This is a genomic window from Shewanella sp. 10N.7, from assembly GCF_020806285.1.
GTDB classification, from domain to species: Bacteria; Pseudomonadota; Gammaproteobacteria; order Enterobacterales; family Shewanellaceae; genus Shewanella; species Shewanella electrodiphila.
This window is the reverse complement of sequence record NZ_JAJGZS010000019.1, coordinates 90,725-108,262: the sequence shown is the minus strand read 5'-3', so window position 1 is coordinate 108,262 and position 17,538 is coordinate 90,725. Positions and strand designations below refer to the sequence as shown.

Below are 17,538 nucleotides of genomic sequence, written 5' to 3'. Positions count from 1 at the left end.
TTCGTCGGAGCGGCAAGGGATATCGAAAAGGGAAATGCTGTTGTTTCCCTTTCGTTTGGTGTGGGCGAAGCGCCACGACCTTGATTTAGGTTTAGATTCGATTCAAATCTAGAAATCATTAGCTAACTAAAGCTGCTAACAAGTTTTGGGGCAGAACCGTGCATCTTGAAGTAGCTTAGGCACGTGTGCTTTAAGCCGGCATTTGCTCCACCAGCAAATCAATAAAACTTCTAACTTTGGGGGATAAATGTTTACGGCTTGGGTAGATGGCATAGATATCAATTTCAGGTTGAAGGTAATCTTCAAACAGTAATGTCAGTTTATTTTCTGCCAATGCATCGCCAAGATAAAACGATGGCAAGCGGCATATACCATGATGGTCGAGTACCATTGCCAGCTCCATATCAGCATTATTACAGCCAATGACTTGCGGGACATCAATGGTCACAGTCTCTTTTTCTCGATGCTCGAACACCCAGCGATTTGGCTGTTTTAGATTGCTATAACAGATGCATTGATGAGTAATGAGATCTTCTGGAGTTTGCGGTATTCCATACTTAGCTAAGTAAGCAGGTGTCGCAATGGTATAGGCATTAAATTGACTAATACGCTTACAAATCAGACTGGAATCATCCAGTTGATGTGTCGCTCTAATCGCTAAGTCATAGCCATCTTGAACTAAATCCACATGGCGATCGCTGAAATCCAACTCTAGTTTAACCTCAGGATATAAGCGCATATACATCGATAGAATCGGTTGTAAGTGCTTTAGTCCAAATGTCACAGGACAGCTTAACTTTAACGTGCCCGAAGGCGTTTGCTGGCTACTGTCGAGCATGACCACGGCCTGCTCAGCATCACTGACGATTTGCAGGCACTGTTGATGAAACAGTTTTCCTTCAGGCGTTAAACTTAATGAGCGCGTTGTACGGTGCAGTAATCTGGTTTTTAACCTTTGCTCTAAGCGGGTAACAGCTTTGCTAATATGCGAAGTTGAATGGCCCATTTTATCTGCTGCCTCTGAAAAACTGCCAGATTCAATCACCTGTGTGAAAATAACGATTCCGTCAAATAACTTAGTATCCAATTTCACTTCACATTCCTTTTCTAGCAACAGAGCTGTAATTCGAATTGTCTGCAGCCATTAGTGCGTTAATGAATAACCAATTTAGCAATTGTTTTAGTTCCAATAAAGCCAAAATTAAAACTTAAAAGGGTTATTGCGAGTCATATGGAAATAATAATTTCCCTTTTGCTGGCTTAATCATAAGCAGTTTATTGCGTAAAGTAGCTTCATGAGTTCCTAGTCATCTAGTCACTTAACTGAATAATTTATTGATAATGTAAGGAATAACGCCATGGAACAGATAACTCGCATTAATCATTACGGCTTAAGAGTTAAAGATTTCGAAGTATCAAAGGCATTTTATGCACAACTCGGATTTAACTATATTGCCGGCCCAATAGGACCTGAGCCGGTTGCGATTATCGAGCACCCTAGCGGTGTCAATATTAACTTTATTTTGAACGCCGCAGATACTGACACTAACGTGTTAATGGATATTCCGACTAAACATACTGGCTATACCCATGTGGCACTAGAAGTGACGAGCGCAGCAGCAGTGATAACTAGGCTAGCTGAATTAAACATTCCATTGAGTGGTGAGCCAATGAAGCACGTCACTGGCACCTCTTTCTTTATCAGAGACCCTGATAGAAATGTGGTTGAGTTTATTGAATATAAAGGCTTAGATATCCATTAATCCCTTTACAGAAACCATTAATGAACAAATAGAAAAACTGACTTAGACATATAAGGCAATTACATGAAAATTTTAGCATTCGCAGCAAGCAGTAGCCGTCAATCAATTAACAAACAATTAGCTAATTACGCCGCTAACCAAGCAGCCAAATTAGTCGATAACGCCGAAGTAGAATTACTGGACATTAATGACTATGAGATTCCATTATTCAGTGAAGATAGAGAGAAAGAGCTAGGCCAGCCAGCACTAGCTAAGGCTTTTTTCGACAAAATAGGTCAAGCTGACGCTATCGTTATTTCTTTTGCCGAACATAATGGTTCTTACACCGCTGCATATAAAAACTTATTTGATTGGACATCGCGTATCGACCAAAAAGTATTCCAAGGTAAGCCAACATTACTACTAGCAACCTCTCCGGGGCCTGGCGGCGCCAGCAGTGTTTTAGCCGCTGCAACGGGTTCAGCCCCATATTTTGCCGCTGAAGTAAAAGGCTCATTGTCAGTACCTAGCTTTTACCAAAACTTTGATGCTGCAACAGGCGAAATAACCGACTCAGCGCTAGCACAACAGTTAACTCAAGTAGTCAGTGAATTGGTCAGTAACTCATAAAGCTTGAGCAGTTTTAGCTTCATTTACAAACCCGATAGCGCTGTACTAATGCTACAGCGTTATTAGATTGATTGCCATTGTCTGCCACTATCTCTATTTCTGAGTGCAATATGCCGCCATTGGCGATGATCATTTTCGCTGACGCCTGATTGTGCTTATGGCAATGAATGTGCAGTTCATTCATGCCTTTACCCTTTGCCAATGCGATAGTTTGCGCCATCAATTTAGCCCCTAAACCTTTACCCCGATAACTCGGTCTGATCCCCATACCAATATGACCACCACAGTGCCTTATGTTGTCATTAAGGGTTAACCGTAAATTGGCTACACCGATTAAGTCTACTCCGCCGACTAGCCAATAGGTTTCGCTGGCAACATAGCCTTGAGGCAAATTAACCCCATCAGCAAAATCCTGATTTTTTTGTAGCATTGCCGCAAAATCATCACAATCAAAATCAAGCGGAAACGGGTAACGTTCTTCATCAGCTAGTTCAGTAATGTAAGCCAAATAGCTTGCCTGATACTGCATACAAGGTTTAATCAATTTCATCTCGTTATCCTGCAAACTATTCTCCTGCATATCATTCTGTGACACGCCAGTTTGAGTCATCATTTCCTTAGCGAACACCCATTTATATTTTCGATAGTCCATAAAAAAGGGCCTTGCAGCCCTTAATGAATATCGGTAACAGGCAAATTATTTTCGACCTAAAATCCGTAAAATCCGCAGGAACAAGTTAATAATATCCATGTAGAGCGCTGCAGCACTGTCGATAGCATTATCGACGGTTTTTGGTATTTGATTAGCACGACCCCAGTCATAACCAATATAACCACAAAAAATCAGCACCACTATCCAATCTAATATGCCGTGATGAATACCAAATACATAGATTTCAATCAGTTCAACCACGATAACCAGCAAGAGTGCAATCGTCAGCGCACCGGCAATTTTACTGAAAAAAGCGGGAAACAATGTGCCTAAACACATCATGCCAATGGTGACCAAGCCAGTAATTCTAATCGCTTCAGACACTAAAGCTGCATCATACTGACTGACGACTAAATTGATGATAAAACCAAACGGCACCACAACAAAGTTGTAGCCAATAAAACTCACAATCGGTTTATCAGACGATGAAAACAGGTAAATACCGAGAAAACATGAAGCAAAATAGCCAATAAAAAACACCCAAGAATTAACTGAAGCAATGGCTTCTGGGGAGATGTTCGTTACCATCCACCAGTTCACGCCAAAACCCCAACAAAGGGTTAAACCTATGACCAAATTATACAGCGGCCCACTGATAATATTATCCGTGGTATGCCTACGGTCAAAAACATTTGTTTCCACTTAATATTCCTTTTAAGTACGGCGCTTAACCAGCATGGCATAACTGCACCATGCTGATGTTCAAGCACTATGAACTTACTCTGATTTACTTAACTAAACGTAAAATATAAGGCACTTTGATGCTGTCACCTTTAGAGGCTGCAATTGCACCTAAAATACAAAATACTAGATTAAAAATACCTACAGCAAACATAGTTAACATGCCAATGACAATGATAAATAGCAGGCTTGAAATGAAGTAACCAATAATGACCGTAATCGATAAGTTTAATGACTCTTTTGCTTGCTCACGGACAAACTCATCATCAGTTTTCACCAGATATAAAACTAAACCAGGGATAAAACCAAAAAAGATGGTGCCAATCCAGCAAAGTAGCGCTAGGTTTTTAGAATCTTGGTTAATTTCTTCGACTTGTAAACTTGTTTCTTCGCTCATGTTGAATCCTTTTTCATTCGCTTTATGCTGTTTTAAAAAATAATTAAATTATTGTTATTGAAGGCATATTAGGAATAGTTTGTTACAGGAGGATATAGAAAGGCGTGAAGAAAAAACTTGAAAGCTCCTTTTCACTGACTCAATAGCAATCCTTCACTATTCGACTAACAATATGTTCTGCAGTTAGATTAACCAGCATAAGCATGTTCCGCAATAGTTCCAGCGCTTAAATTTCAATTTAATTTAATTTATTAATCATTTAAAAACATTGCCTTAGTTAATATTTTATCTGCTCAGTAAAATGCCATCAGTTTAAAACATTGATACTCAAACTTGCTTTGGCACATAAAGGTAACTATCGGTTTCTTGGCCCATATAAAGTAGCAGCTGAAGAGATTGGTAACCCTAATTTCATAGCCAAACAAGTGAGCAAAGACCTATGCATAACACCCTGCGAAATAAGAATATCCGTGTATTCAAGCTTATTTTTAGCACAGTGCTGTTCTTTGCGATAAGTTTATCTTTATACGTATTCAGCCAATATCAACGGATTACATCCGATCAGTTGACTCGAATTAATGACAGTCATAAGCAACGTTTGGCTTTCTCATCTCAACGCTTATCAGATGTGATTGAAGAAGTTGACGACATCATCAAAAAAATATCCACCAGCCCACAGATTGAGTTATTCAGCCAAACGCCAAGCAGCAGAAATCGCACTGCACTAGAAAACATGTTTTATTTCATTGTTAAAAATGAAAATGTTTACTCACACATTCGCTATTTGGATGCTTCAGGTATTGAGCTCATCAGGGTCAATAATAAGCAAAACAATATCGAGCGCATTCCTGCCTCTCAATTAGAAGATAAGTCAAAACGCGCTTATTTTCAGCATGCACAAGCACTTAAACAAGGCGAAATAGGCACCTGGCCTGTTGATATTGAAACTGAAAACGGCCAATTAATGAAGCCAATCCAAACCAGTTTACGGATCATCATGCCTGTTTATCACCTCAATGCACGTCAAGGCTATATCGTCATCAACCTCAGTGTGAATAACATCCTTAATGCCATTGAAGAAATGCAAAGCGACACTTTTATAACGCGGTTCATTGACGAAAACGGCAACTTACTCGCCAGTGACAAGCCATCTGAAGTCTTAGGCCATTTATTTAGCACGGATGAACAACATAACCTTGCCAATGATTTTGCTGTTTTATGGCAACAAATATTGTCTTCAGATGAAGGACGCTTGACCATCGATAGCATGGTTTACTCTTATACAGAGCTAGGACTCAGTGCCGTTTATGCACCATTAGGGAAATATATTCTTATTTCGTCGCCGACAAGTTCTGCTTATGTCACCGAACAAAAACAAAACCTACTAACTAAGGCTATTTTGCTGCTATTGCTCTTACTAGGGTTTTGCAGCTATCTCTTCAAAATTTATAACAGCCATGAAAATAATCAAATGAATCAGCAACTCATGGAAGCTGCCTTTAATGGCATTGCCGGTGTCATTATTACCGATAAGCGCTTTAAGTTAGTCAAAACAAATCAAGTGTTTGTGAGGGTTTCAGGCTTTACCGCTAATGAATTAATCGGCGAGTCACTGGCTAAGTTAAACCTGAAGTTTTCGCAAACGGAAATGGTCGCAATTCAACGTCATTTACAAGCAGATAATTGGCAAGGTGAAGTCATGGGAACCAATAAGTCAGGCAGTGAATACGCCTTAATGGTACGCATTCAAGTACTCAGAAATAGTTTTGGCAGCGTGAAAAAATATGTGATTACGTTTACTGATATTACTCAGCGAAAGCAGTTGGAAGAAACCCTTAGAAATCAGAGTGAGTCTGACCCATTAACAGGTTTATGGAATCGAAGAAAGTTTGATGATGAACTGACTAAACTTAACATATTCACTAAGCGCTATAGTAATTATCAAGCCTGCTTAGGAATTATTGATATTGATTTTTTTAAAAAAATTAATGACCAATATGGTCACGATGTTGGTGATGTGGCGCTTAAAAACTTAGCCAGTTTTCTAACTTCGCAATGCCGAGAAACTGACATTATTGCACGTATTGGTGGGGAAGAGTTTGCCATTTTGATGCCTCATACTTCTCTTGAACAAGCGGAGGCTGTACTTAACCGCTTAAAACAAATGATCGCTAACAGTGAATTGATGAAATTTACTGTGAGTGGTGGAATTTCGAAAGTACAAGATGATGCCACCTTAGCTTTTAAGCATGCTGACATTGCCCTATACACTGCTAAAGCGGCTGGGAGAAATCAGATTCAAGCTTTCGATGCTAACTCACTTGAACATAGTAAAAAGTTGACTGTCATTGCCCCTTTGAATCTTAAGCACGCCAACGATGATGTCAGTATTAAACAGCCAGTTAATTTGTGAGTATGATCAAGTAAACTGATTAAACTATTTTTAAATTTAGCCGATACAAGTTGACTGTAGAGAGCTGCATTCACTAGATGATGAAGCTGAATTCGCGTTATGCCATAAACATAAAACACGCATACTGGGATCTCTCTCGAATTAATTGCTATTCATTGGCGTTACCATGCCTTGTTACATGATTCACAATATATGACTCAACAATATATTACCGAAAAGCCGAACATTAATAACCTGAACATGGGCTCATACTGCTAACTAAACCATAGATAATTCAGATTCAACTAGAATAAATTATCGTGAGTTTTACAGACGAAGTCATAGCTCAAGTTTGGCTTTGGTAAAGGAATATTTAAGATGAAACAAATCAATTTTCGCAAAGTCGATGCCATACTGATCAAGTTAAGCTTAAATGGTAAATTTTGGGTAATTTGCACTTTAGTCACCCTGATTACCGCGACTGTGGCCCTTAGTACTTACTTTAATACCAGCGCAAACATCAAATCGGCCTCAGAGCAATCAGTCCAATCAAGAGCCAATGCACTGGCCGAAAGCGCTCAACTTCAATCCCTTGAAGGCCAAGAGCTATCTCAATATGCGCAACAACTCAATGCGTCTATAGGCTCGTTAATGCAACCACGCCGCAGTGGTGACAATGTCACGGTAAGTGCCCCGATTAATAACCAAGCATTAGTCATCACTGTTAATGTCGCTAAGCAAGAAGCCGATGCACTCTCAAGCGCCAGTAGCTCACTCTTATTCGCCTTTATCGGTTTACTGCCGCTGTACTTAGTGTGCTATTGGACTTCAACCTCTCTCGGTGGCGGATTATGGGACATGTATGTTGCCATCAAGCGCCTTGCTGACGGCGACCTCAGTCAACGGCTTAACTTTTTTGGTACTGATGATTTCAGCTTAATCGCCCGTGAAATTGATCGTAGCGCCGATAATATGAGTGAAATGGTCACCGCCATTGCTGCTAATGCGCAAACGCTGTCTGAAGCGGCGAATGAATTTAATCAGCAAGCCAATCAAAGTGAAGAACTGACTCAGTATCAACACGAATTTTTAGATACGGTATCCGTCGCGATGACGCAAATGACAGCGGCTATTGAAGATGTATCCCATAATGCCAGCAATACGTCAGAACAAAGCCAAGAAAACGCATCGCAAGCCAGCAATAGCCAAGCTCAAATTGCTGAAGCAGTTAATCGTATTGGTACCCTAACCAGTCGAATCTCAGAAGCTTCAACCTCGGTAGGCGAGCTATCTCAAGCGGCAGCCAATATTGGTGCTGTAGTGACCACGATTAATAGTATTTCAGAGCAAACAAATTTACTGGCGCTCAACGCGGCTATTGAAGCAGCGCGAGCCGGTGAACAAGGTCGAGGCTTTGCTGTGGTAGCTGATGAAGTGCGAACCCTGGCAAGTCGCACCCAGCAAGCCACAGTTGAAATTCAAACCATGATTGAAGGGCTACAAAAAGACACCAATACCTTATCGCATATCACCACGGATATTGTATCTCAAGCAGATCAAGGTAGAAGTGCAATTGAGTCAGTAGGTCATGATGTGGATAGTATGGTGACTTCAATTAGTAGTGTGTTTGATATGAGTTCACAAATAGCAGCGTCATCAGAAGAACAAAGCGCGGCATCACGTGATATTGCTGGTCAGCTAAACGATATTCGCGGCCAAGCAGAAACCATTAGAGAAACCGCTCACCGCTCAGTGGCACTTGCAGCCAATTTAACCCAATCGTCTGTTGGGCTTGATGATATTTTGAAGCAGTACACGCTTGCTGAAAAATAGCAGCGTCTACACATCAATGCCATAGTGTTTAGTATTAATTAAATGAGTACTTCACTAACTAAACTAATAAAAAAACCAGCAATCATGCTGGTTTTTTGTTTAAATATCCAAAATTTATTTATCTGATGTTACGCCACATTACTGATCCAAACGGTTTGATAAGGCTCTAATAATTGCGTTGCAGTAATGTCATTAATCACTTCACCATCAATTAAATCAAACCAGGTTTCTGTGCCAATTAAATTAAGCTCGGCTAAGGGTAAATCCATCGGTTGATCGGTGATGTTACTGATACAAAAAACACTTTGTCTTCGATCGCGGCTTTGACGCCAAAAACCAAATAACTGTAAGCCTAAATGCAAGGTAAATTGAGTCGCATTAGGGTTAAATGCTTTTTGATTCGTTCGAATGCTGATCAGTTTAGTTAATGACGCTAACACCTTACTGTGAACATTATTTTCGTCAGCTAATAGACCATTAAGCGCCTGACAATCCCAGCGGTGACGATTGATAGAACGATTATGAGAGGTGTTAGCGAGCTTTTCATAATCATTGCCCGTACCGAGTAGACTGTGAATATAAATACCAGGGATACCTTCCAGCCCTAACATAATTGCATGGGCACAGGTAAATCGCGCCAAACCAAACTGATCTTTACCCTTTGTAGTCCCTTGCAGCGCGTCAATTAACGCTATGTTCATTTCATAAGGTTTTTTCTGGCCATCTTCGCTGGTTCGGCTGGAAATTTTGCCACCAAATAAGGTCATGGTGTCCACCAACACCTTGATCTCTTCATCTTCCAATATCCCTTCCACTGGCCGTAAACCAACACCGTCATGAGAAGCAATAAAATTGAAATAAGTGGTACCGTCTTGCGCTGGTGGCATACTCATTTGCCAACGCTTTAAATACAAACAACTGCCTGTAATCAAAGTATTGATAAGTAACGGCGGCAAAGAGAAGTTATAAATACAGTGGGCTTCGTTAGCATTACCAAAATAGGTCAAGTTTTGAGTATTAGGAATATTCGTTTCAGTGATAACGACTGCATCATGTTGTGCGTGCTCGATAAGCGTGCGTAGCAGACGGATCACTTCATGGGTTTGCGGCAAATTAATGGATTTGGTGCCAACGATTTTCCATAAAAAAGCGACTGCATCTAAGCGAAATATATTCACTCCAGCATCAAGATACTGACGAATAATCCGCACAAATTCCAACAAGACTTGTGGGTTTCTAAAATCAAAATCGACTTGGTCATGGCTGAACGTACACCACACATGCTGCAAGCCCTTACTGGTTTGTGTCGGCTTGAGTAAATCTGAGGTTCTTGGGCGCACGACTTCTGCCAAGTCATCTTCGACATTGGCAGTAAAAAAGTAATCATGACCGACCCCTTCACCTTTAATGAAGTTTTGAAACCATACACTTCGGCTAGAGCAATGGTTTATCACTAAATCTGACATCAACCTGCGCTTTGCAGCAATCGTCTCAATATCAGACCATTCCCCTAAGCCATCATTGACACTGGAATAATCGATAACAGCAAAACCATCGTCCGAGCTAAACGGAAAAAACGGCAATATATGCACCGAATTAATGCACTCAAGATGAGTGTCCATAAATTCAGATAAGGTCGCGAGCGGATTTTGGTTCGGACACATGATGCTGTCACCGTAGGTAATCATCACCACATCTTGTTCTGACCAATGATTACTAAACGGTTTCGGGGTAAATCCACCTTGTTCAATACGCATTGCATCAATTAAAGCATCAGCGATCTCATCGCTTTCAAGCGCTAATTCAACATCTTTATAGATGCTATCAAGTTGCTGTATAAGCTTGTGTTTTAAACATTCTAATTCTGTCATTTGTCTTTCTTCTAACCTGAGTCATTTCTACTCACTACCAAGCCCTTGAAGCCAGCGGCTTTAGCAACTAAATCTAAGCGCTAAACCTAAGTACTAAATCTAAGTACTAAATCTAAGCACTTAATCTAAGTACTAAATCGTTTAAGGACTTTGCAGTGAAAACCATAGACCAGAAAACCCAACACTCATAACTTACATGAACTCGGCGTTATCTGCTTCGACAGCGGCTTTAAGCTGTTCGAGTACATCCGGCATTGCGCTAATCACGCGGCTCCACGTTGGCATGAACGGCGTTTCCATCGGATTATCTAAAAAGCGTTGCCCTGCAGTAACAATATTTTGGGTGAACATTTCTACTGCTTTTTCTTCAGTATGAATATCAGTAGTGAGCCCATTCATCAACGCATCATTATGATAGGTTTCTACGTAATCGAGTGCGATACGGTAATAAGTGGCTTTTAAGGTTCTAAAGGCTTCAGTATTGAAAGTTTCACCTTGGGTGGCGAGTTTTCGAAAGAAAGCCTTAGTGATATCGATCGACATTTTAGATAAGCCAGCCTCAGCATTATCTAAGGATAAATCCTGATGTTTATGATCATAATTATCCGCAATATCCACCTGACAAATACGATTATGAGCATAGTTACGGTGCATTTCACTAAGCACACCAATTTCGAGACCCCAATCGCTAGGAATACGCAGATCGTTTAATACGTCACGGCGAAACGAAAACTCACCCGCCAATGGGTAACGAAAACTGTCCATATATTCTAGATATTCATTGTGTCCTAAAACCCTCTGAAGTGCCTTAATCAATGGGGTCACTAGTAATCGTGATACGCGGCCATTGATTTTGCCATCCGACATACGGGCATAAAAACCTTTACTAAACTCGTAATTAAACTGTGGATTGGCCACTGGGTATAACAGACGAGCAAGTAATGATTTTTCATAAGTGACAATATCGCAATCATGCAGTGCCACCGATTCCGTTTTACCAGACGCTAAGGTGTAACCCATGCAATACCAGACATTTCGTCCTTTACCGAGTTCTTTTGGTGCTAAACCTAACTTACTCAGTTTGGCATCTAATGCCTGCAATCTAGGGCCATCATTCCACAATACTCGATGATGTTGCGGCAGTTGATTAAAGAAACCAAGCGCTTGCTTATATTGCTCTTTATCAGCCCTATCAAGCCCAATAACAATCTCACTAAGATAGGGTACCTCTTTTAACTTACTGATTATCTGCGGTAAGGCTTCGCCTTCAAGCTCTGAATATAATGAAGGCAAGATCAAGCCTAAAGGACGGGTTTTAGAAAACTTGAGTAAGTCCTTTTCCATTTCATCATGGGTACGCTGAGTTAAGTTATGTAGCGTAGTAACAATGCCATTTTGGTAGAAATCGGCCATGTTATGCCTCCTCAAGTGTGAATGATGGTGTGGATGTCGATGACTCTAATAACAAGGCCTGCAAACATTCAGCCCAACCTTTAGGGCCATAATGCTCGCTCTGCATGGTTTTGTTGTCTGTGATGATTTTTGGAAAAGTATGAGTGGGTGACTTAATTTGAATTGCCACATCAGCGGCCTCTAACATGGCGCTGTCATTACCACTGTCGCCTAGGGCGATGGTTTGCACGCTGGTTTGATACTTGTCGGCATACACTTGCGCAAGCCAATCCATTGCGCGACCTTTATCTGTATGACCACCCACATGTAAAAAACGACCTCCTTGAAGCATGTTCGCTCCAAGGCTGTTCATATGTTCTATAAAGGCTCTTTTTCGGCTTTCATCGGCCGTCCAAAGTACAGGCTCGGAATAATGTCTCACTAAGGCTAAGGTCGCCTTTTCAGCTGATAAATCAGTAAATTCACATAACTCTTCTGCAGTTAAAGTTGAAAAGCCAATATAGTCGCTGGCAAAATCACTCGCCTTTGAATCTAATAGCTGTAGCCAATGTTCGCGGGGTTCACAAAACTCTTTTACCCAATAGTACCCTTGGGTAATTGTGTCAGCAGGTTGGGTATCAAAATAGCCGATGGGGATATAAACCACCGCGCCATTTTCAGAAATAAAAGGAGAATTGAAACCAATTGTCTGTTGGATTTTTTCCATTTCAGCAAAGGTTTTACTGGTATTAGCAATGATGGGAATTTGTTTTTCTACCAAAGCCTCAATCACCCCGATTGCACTCGAAAAGCTATAATCGTAATGATCCAGTAACGTGCCATCCATGTCGGTAAAAATAAGCGGTCTTGTCGTCATATTTATTCCCTTCCGTTCGCAAACAAAAAATATCTCTGTTTAAAACGTTTCAGGTTATATGCCAGATCGTAATAGGCTGCACTAAATTGGAACAGACAGAGGCTTTAACCATTGAAAGTAATCAATAAATTATTGAGTGATATTTGCAAAACAAATACTGCTTTTGAGGTAATTAAGGGCATTGTTGCGAGGTTTTAAAACAACTTACGCACCAATAAGGTGCAAATCTGGTCATTGAGTTGCGCAGAGAGAGCCACTTTAATCATCATCTTTTAAATAATAAACGAGGTAAACTTATGCGGCCCCAACGTTTGAATTGCTAGGCTATTTAATAAATTTTTAATGCTCAGAAAGAAAAACAACAGTTTACTTTAAGCGCATTCAGCAAGGTAAACTTTATTTCTTCCTGAAAATTTGGCTTGGTAAAGCGCATCATCTGCCTGTTTAACTAATGTCGTTAGTGCTGTATGGCTGTCGCTTAGCACTGCAACTCCTAGGCTCACGGTGAACTCGACAGTCTCATCATCAAATTGAAATGATTGAGATGCTATTCCATTACGTAATCGGTCTGCAATGTTAAATGCTTCTTCTTTATTGGTATTTTCAAGAATGATTAAAAACTCTTCGCCACCAATACGTCCTACGAGATCATGCTTTTTAAGCCAGCTTTTTGCTCGTTTAGCGGCTGCATCAATCGCTAAATCACCAATATGGTGACCATATTGGTCATTGATCGATTTAAAGTTGTCGATATCAAAAATAATCACAGCGACAGGTTGGTGCTTCTTCCAGGCTTTTTCTACGATTTTTTGACCGATTTGAAAAGTATGACCACGGTTTGCAAGCCCTGTTAAAAAATCGGTTTGCGCCCTTACTTTTAAAGATTTTCTCGAAAAAAGTAAAAACAATACTATGCTAGCTAGAACAACCAGAATGACGATGAACAAGCTCATTTTAAGCTCATTGATACGTTCTTTATCTTTTACTGATGCCCAATTCAATTCATTGATGGCTAACTTATTTGCCAGTAATTCATTCTCAAAATCGGCAATTTTTGAATTGTGCTCCAGCGAATTACTCACCACTTTGTTATCGATAACACTTTGATTAACTTTTCTCTCTATATCAATAACTTCAAACAGTTTACTTGCCGCGATAACAGGCTTATTTTCATCCAGTGCGATAATGGCATCGGCCTTTAGAAACATTGCTTTCATATTGGCGGCAAAGCGCTTGTTTAATCGAAACGTTCTTGCAGCTTCAGCAGCTTTTTTAGCATCGCCACTTTTAAAATAGGCCAAGGCTAAATACAAATAATTACTGGAGATAAAATACTTTTCTTTTGTGGTGTGCTCTAAGGAAACCGCATTTTCTAAATGGAATATAGCTTGTTGATAATTTTGAGTCCGTAATGCAATACGTCCTGCATTTAAATGAGCAAAAAACAGTAAATCTTTGGTTTCATCAACCATATTTGCTAGGGCAAATTGTGCTTCAATGCTCTTACGCGCTTTGTCCCAATCAGCTAACTTAATCGCTTGGCTGACCATGTTATGTTGCATGTTAAACATATCTTCAATGTCATTAATGCTTTGCCAGGTTTGATACGCTTTTTCAAAATTTTCATAGCCTCTTTGATGTAAGCCTACGCTCCGATATAAACTGCCTGTTGCGTTATAAATCATCGCTTTACGATGTACATTGAGATTCTCACTCTTATCAATAATCAGCATGGCTTCATCAAGTAAGGCAATCCCTTGATAAACAGTTTCAGGCTCACTGTAACAAAATGCATTTTGAGTTAAGGTTTTTGCGAGTAGTTCAGAGTTGTTATGTTGGCGGGCATAAATAAGTGCTTGTTTTCTATCGGCACAATACACAGCAGGATCATTGCTTTGTAAATACAAAGCAAAGGATCTTTCTAAATGACTATCAATAAGTACATCAGTAATTGGCAGATACTTTACTAATGCAATGCCTTTGTCATAACTGGCAATGGCTTTATCCAATTCACGAGCTTTTTCATATAATTGACCATAGAGAAACCACACTTTGGCTTGCTGCTCTGGTTTCAAGCCATTATTTCCCAGACCAAACTGATCTAATAACGCTATACCTTCTTGGGGGCTAACAGATAAAGCTGACTCTTCTAATATATCTAGACTGTTTATATCATGAGAATTTATATCACGAGAATTTATATCAAGAGTATTTGCAACTCCACTTGCACTGAATGCAAAAATGGCACAACACAGCCATACTCGCCAATTTTGCATCATTTAAAATCCCTATCCATCTCAATCCACTAACCCTTTAGCAGTATATCTATTTCAAGCCAACATAGCATTCCATTAAAGGTAGAATATTGATTTAAAGATATATTTGTGACGTATAGTTACATATGGAACAAAAATAATTACTGCTTCTAACGTAAAAATATGACTCTGTGAATGAATAAAAATATCTACACTCGGCTTTCATTAGACCTCATTGTAAGCCTCGATTGATTTTAATATTTTTGGAGTGTTTCAGTATTAACATGCTGCCAAATAGAGATGTTAAATGCTTTTGTGTAATGCTTTTGTAAATTGCTTAATCGTACATAGATCAAAAGCTATTTGGCATTATGCGGTCGCTAGGGTTAACTGCTGGCTAATGGCATCTAAGCACACTTTGACACTCAGTGGCATTCTATTGTCAAAGGGGTGTAAGCCATAGACACTATTTAACGCTAATTTCTGCCCCAGAAAAACTTCACATAACTCATGTTCAGACTTGGAAAAATAAAAATCTGGCACTATTCCTATACCGCTTCCTGATTGGATTAACGCTAAGCAAGTATGAAATGAGTTAGCAATACAGTGTGCTTGTGCTTGATAATGCCAAATTAATTTTTCTGAATTGATAAATTGATGGCTAATAGTTTTACTTTGCCATGAATTGGCGACATAGGGTAAAACTTGCCACGCCTTTGATTCAATAAGTGTTTTGTTGCCAACAAGTACATCTCTAAACTCGCCAATGCGTTTTTGCTTTAAGTTACTTGATGGTGACTGGCCAACTCGAATCGCTAAGTCAATGTCTTCATTTACCAAATCCAAATGTTGGTCATGACTAATTAACTCTGGTTTTAATTGCGGATATTGCACTAACAGTTGTGTAATAGCAGGAGCAACGAGGGTTTCCATAAGCGCATTTGGTGCCGTTATTCTTACTTTACCTTGAGGCACATTCTTTGTTTCCTCAGCTTCGAGCCATGCGTCACTGGCGATCTGGTTTATCGTTTTACATTGTTGATAAAACTGCTCACCTGCAGCGGTCAGAGCTTGCTTTCTGGTGGTGCGTTTTAACAATATGATGCCCAAAGAAGCTTCCAAGGATTTTAAATGCTGGCTTACCACTGACTTTGATACTTCTAACGCTTCAGCTGCGGCGGTAATCGAGCCCATTTCAACAATATGAGCAAATACTGACATTTGTCGTAATCTAGACATTTATTGTTCTATTTAACTTAACAGTGAATATCAATATAGCTGTTTTTCAGAGCTAATGATAAGACTAATCTAGATCTCAATGACGAAATAACAGCTTATCAAGGAACCTCAAATGACAAATAACACGATTACTGGCACTGACAACGCAATATTAGCCGCATGCAAAAAAGGGATTGCTGCATGGCAAGTCGCATTTAACCATCAAGATGCCAAGGCTTGTGCAGCTCAATATCAACAAAACTGCATTATGACAGCACGTCCATTTGGTGTATTTGAAGGGCGCGAAGCTATTGAAGCTTTTTGGCAAGGTATTATGGACCAAGGTTTTAACCAAGTTGACTACACTCAAGTGACTTGGGAAGCTGAAGGCGAAAGTGGCTATATTTTAACCTCGAAATGGACAATGAATAAAGCTTTTGGTGTTGTACATCGCGAACTTTGGGTTGTTGAAGCAGACGGACGCGCTAGACTCGCAAGCGACGAGTTTGAAGTACAAGGCGAGCGCTAAACATCATGCTAACTGTTTATCTCCGTTGATGAATGCAGCTAACATGATTGACAACTCATCGATTCACAACCTTTCCCTTAACTTTGAGGGAAAGAGTTGTTTAGCTTTATTAATGCCTCAGTTGGTTGCTGTTTAAACTATTTCATTGCTGCTTTTACATACACATCAAAACGGTTTTTCTTCTGCGCTAATACCATGCTAGGTTTTACCCCATCTAAATCTTCTGCATAGTCAGGCCGCTTGACCACAACACGTTTTGTTGCCAGTGCCTGAGCAGGTTTTAATAGTCCGTCAGCATCTAGGTCTGCACCCACTAAGGTTTGAAACACGCGCATTTCTTTTTTTACTAACGCCGACTTCTCGCGATGTGGATACATAGGATCAAGATAGACGACATCGATTGCTTCACCTGATTGCGCTGCTGCATCAGCCAAAGCCTCAATGCTTGAACCATGGAATAAACTCATGCGAGCGAGCATCCATTCACCAATTTCAGCATCTTCATAGGCGCGGCGAAGGCCATCTTCAAGTAATGCTGCCACCACAGGGTGGCGCTCAACCATAATCACTTTGCAACCTAAACTGGCAAGCACAAACGCATCACGGCCTAAACCGGCGGTACCATCTACTACCGTCGGCGTCACGCCTTGCTTAAGTCCCACTGCTTTTGCAATAGTTTGACCGCGACCGCCACCGAACTTGCGTCGATGAGCAACGGCACCAGAGACAAAATCAACACTGATCCCATCGAGTTTTGGCTCGTCGCGTTTATGTAAACTCAAGGTGTTGTGTTCAAAACGCAGCTCAAAATCCGCTTCTTTGTCCCACACTAATCCCCAACGTTCAGTAATATCGATGAGAGAAGGATATTGTTGATTAAAAAAGATAGGTATTTGCAAAGGGATCCCGACAGTAAAAGTGATTCCTGTTTATTATGCCAAAAGCCTGCGGCAGTGAATACCTATACCTGATGCCATAGAAAACTTATAATGCAGCTATTACACAGCAT

15 protein-coding genes are annotated in these 17,538 nt (G+C 40.2%); 5 read left to right on the top strand and 10 right to left on the bottom strand.

The window, feature by feature from the left end; translation table 11 throughout:
* Window positions 1-190: 190 nt before the first annotated feature.
* On the bottom strand, window positions 191-1,093 hold the full coding sequence (locus LMH66_RS13330; RefSeq protein WP_229370599.1) for a LysR family transcriptional regulator: 903 nt from the start codon (window positions 1,091-1,093) through the stop codon (window positions 191-193).
* Between the two features lie 265 nt (window positions 1,094-1,358).
* On the opposite strand from LMH66_RS13330, the gene LMH66_RS13325 reads away from it, so the two are divergent.
* Together LMH66_RS13325 and LMH66_RS13320 are read left to right on the top strand one after the other, a co-directional pair.
* Complete coding sequence (locus tag LMH66_RS13325; protein ID WP_229370598.1) at window positions 1,359-1,763, top strand: VOC family protein; 405 nt, start codon at window positions 1,359-1,361, stop codon at window positions 1,761-1,763.
* Window positions 1,764-1,826: 63 nt separating this feature from the next.
* The gene (locus LMH66_RS13320; protein WP_102529619.1) at window positions 1,827-2,372 is read left to right on the top strand and encodes an NADPH-dependent FMN reductase; all 546 of its coding nucleotides are present in this window, start codon (window positions 1,827-1,829) and stop codon (window positions 2,370-2,372) included.
* A gap of 19 nt (window positions 2,373-2,391) precedes the next feature.
* On the opposite strand, the gene LMH66_RS13315 is transcribed toward LMH66_RS13320, so the two are convergent.
* The 3 genes from LMH66_RS13315 to LMH66_RS13305 all read right to left on the bottom strand — a co-directional run bounded on the left by LMH66_RS13315 (window position 2,392) and on the right by LMH66_RS13305 (window position 4,162).
* Window positions 2,392-3,024 (bottom strand): GNAT family N-acetyltransferase, encoded by a 633-nt coding sequence (locus LMH66_RS13315; RefSeq protein ID WP_229370596.1) that lies wholly within the window; start codon window positions 3,022-3,024, stop codon window positions 2,392-2,394.
* A gap of 45 nt (window positions 3,025-3,069) precedes the next feature.
* Entirely contained in the window at window positions 3,070-3,726 is a 657-nt protein-coding gene (locus tag LMH66_RS13310; RefSeq protein ID WP_102529618.1) for a Bax inhibitor-1 family protein, read from the bottom strand.
* A gap of 85 nt (window positions 3,727-3,811) precedes the next feature.
* A complete protein-coding gene (locus LMH66_RS13305; protein ID WP_229370595.1) occupies window positions 3,812-4,162 on the bottom strand; it encodes a DUF4870 domain-containing protein in 351 nt (116 codons plus the stop codon).
* A gap of 439 nt (window positions 4,163-4,601) precedes the next feature.
* Here LMH66_RS13305 and LMH66_RS13300 point away from each other — a divergent pair, with 439 nt between their 5' ends.
* Both LMH66_RS13300 and LMH66_RS13295 read left to right on the top strand, forming a co-directional pair.
* Complete coding sequence (locus tag LMH66_RS13300; RefSeq protein WP_229370594.1) at window positions 4,602-6,575, top strand: diguanylate cyclase; 1,974 nt, start codon at window positions 4,602-4,604, stop codon at window positions 6,573-6,575.
* Window positions 6,576-6,932: 357 nt separating this feature from the next.
* Complete coding sequence (locus LMH66_RS13295) at window positions 6,933-8,387, top strand: methyl-accepting chemotaxis protein (RefSeq protein WP_229370593.1); 1,455 nt, start codon at window positions 6,933-6,935, stop codon at window positions 8,385-8,387.
* A gap of 128 nt (window positions 8,388-8,515) precedes the next feature.
* On the opposite strand, the gene LMH66_RS13290 is transcribed toward LMH66_RS13295, so the two are convergent.
* The 5 genes from LMH66_RS13290 to LMH66_RS13270 all read right to left on the bottom strand — a co-directional run bounded on the left by LMH66_RS13290 (window position 8,516) and on the right by LMH66_RS13270 (window position 16,021).
* Window positions 8,516-10,258: a sugar phosphorylase gene (locus LMH66_RS13290; RefSeq protein WP_229370592.1), complete on the bottom strand. Its 1,743-nt coding sequence runs from the start codon at window positions 10,256-10,258 to the stop codon at window positions 8,516-8,518.
* Window positions 10,259-10,450: 192 nt separating this feature from the next.
* Complete coding sequence (locus LMH66_RS13285; RefSeq protein WP_102526971.1) at window positions 10,451-11,671, bottom strand: glycosyl transferase; 1,221 nt, start codon at window positions 11,669-11,671, stop codon at window positions 10,451-10,453.
* Window position 11,672: 1 nt separating this feature from the next.
* The gene (locus LMH66_RS13280; protein WP_229370591.1) at window positions 11,673-12,527 is read right to left on the bottom strand and encodes an HAD-IIB family hydrolase; all 855 of its coding nucleotides are present in this window, start codon (window positions 12,525-12,527) and stop codon (window positions 11,673-11,675) included.
* Between the two features lie 371 nt (window positions 12,528-12,898).
* Window positions 12,899-14,806 carry a GGDEF domain-containing protein gene (locus LMH66_RS13275; RefSeq protein WP_229370590.1) on the bottom strand — a complete coding sequence of 636 codons (1,908 nt, stop codon included), beginning with the start codon at window positions 14,804-14,806 and terminating at the stop codon, window positions 12,899-12,901.
* Between the two features lie 345 nt (window positions 14,807-15,151).
* Window positions 15,152-16,021: a LysR family transcriptional regulator gene (locus LMH66_RS13270; protein WP_102526974.1), complete on the bottom strand. Its 870-nt coding sequence runs from the start codon at window positions 16,019-16,021 to the stop codon at window positions 15,152-15,154.
* Window positions 16,022-16,133: 112 nt separating this feature from the next.
* Here LMH66_RS13270 and LMH66_RS13265 point away from each other — a divergent pair, with 112 nt between their 5' ends.
* Window positions 16,134-16,529, top strand: a complete 396-nt coding sequence (locus tag LMH66_RS13265; protein WP_229370589.1) for a YybH family protein — start codon at window positions 16,134-16,136, stop codon at window positions 16,527-16,529.
* 137 nt (window positions 16,530-16,666) lie between these two features.
* Here LMH66_RS13265 and LMH66_RS13260 read toward each other — a convergent pair whose 3' ends face one another.
* The gene (locus tag LMH66_RS13260; RefSeq protein ID WP_267869166.1) at window positions 16,667-17,428 is read right to left on the bottom strand and encodes a class I SAM-dependent methyltransferase; all 762 of its coding nucleotides are present in this window, start codon (window positions 17,426-17,428) and stop codon (window positions 16,667-16,669) included.
* Between the last annotated feature and the right edge of the window lie 110 nt (window positions 17,429-17,538).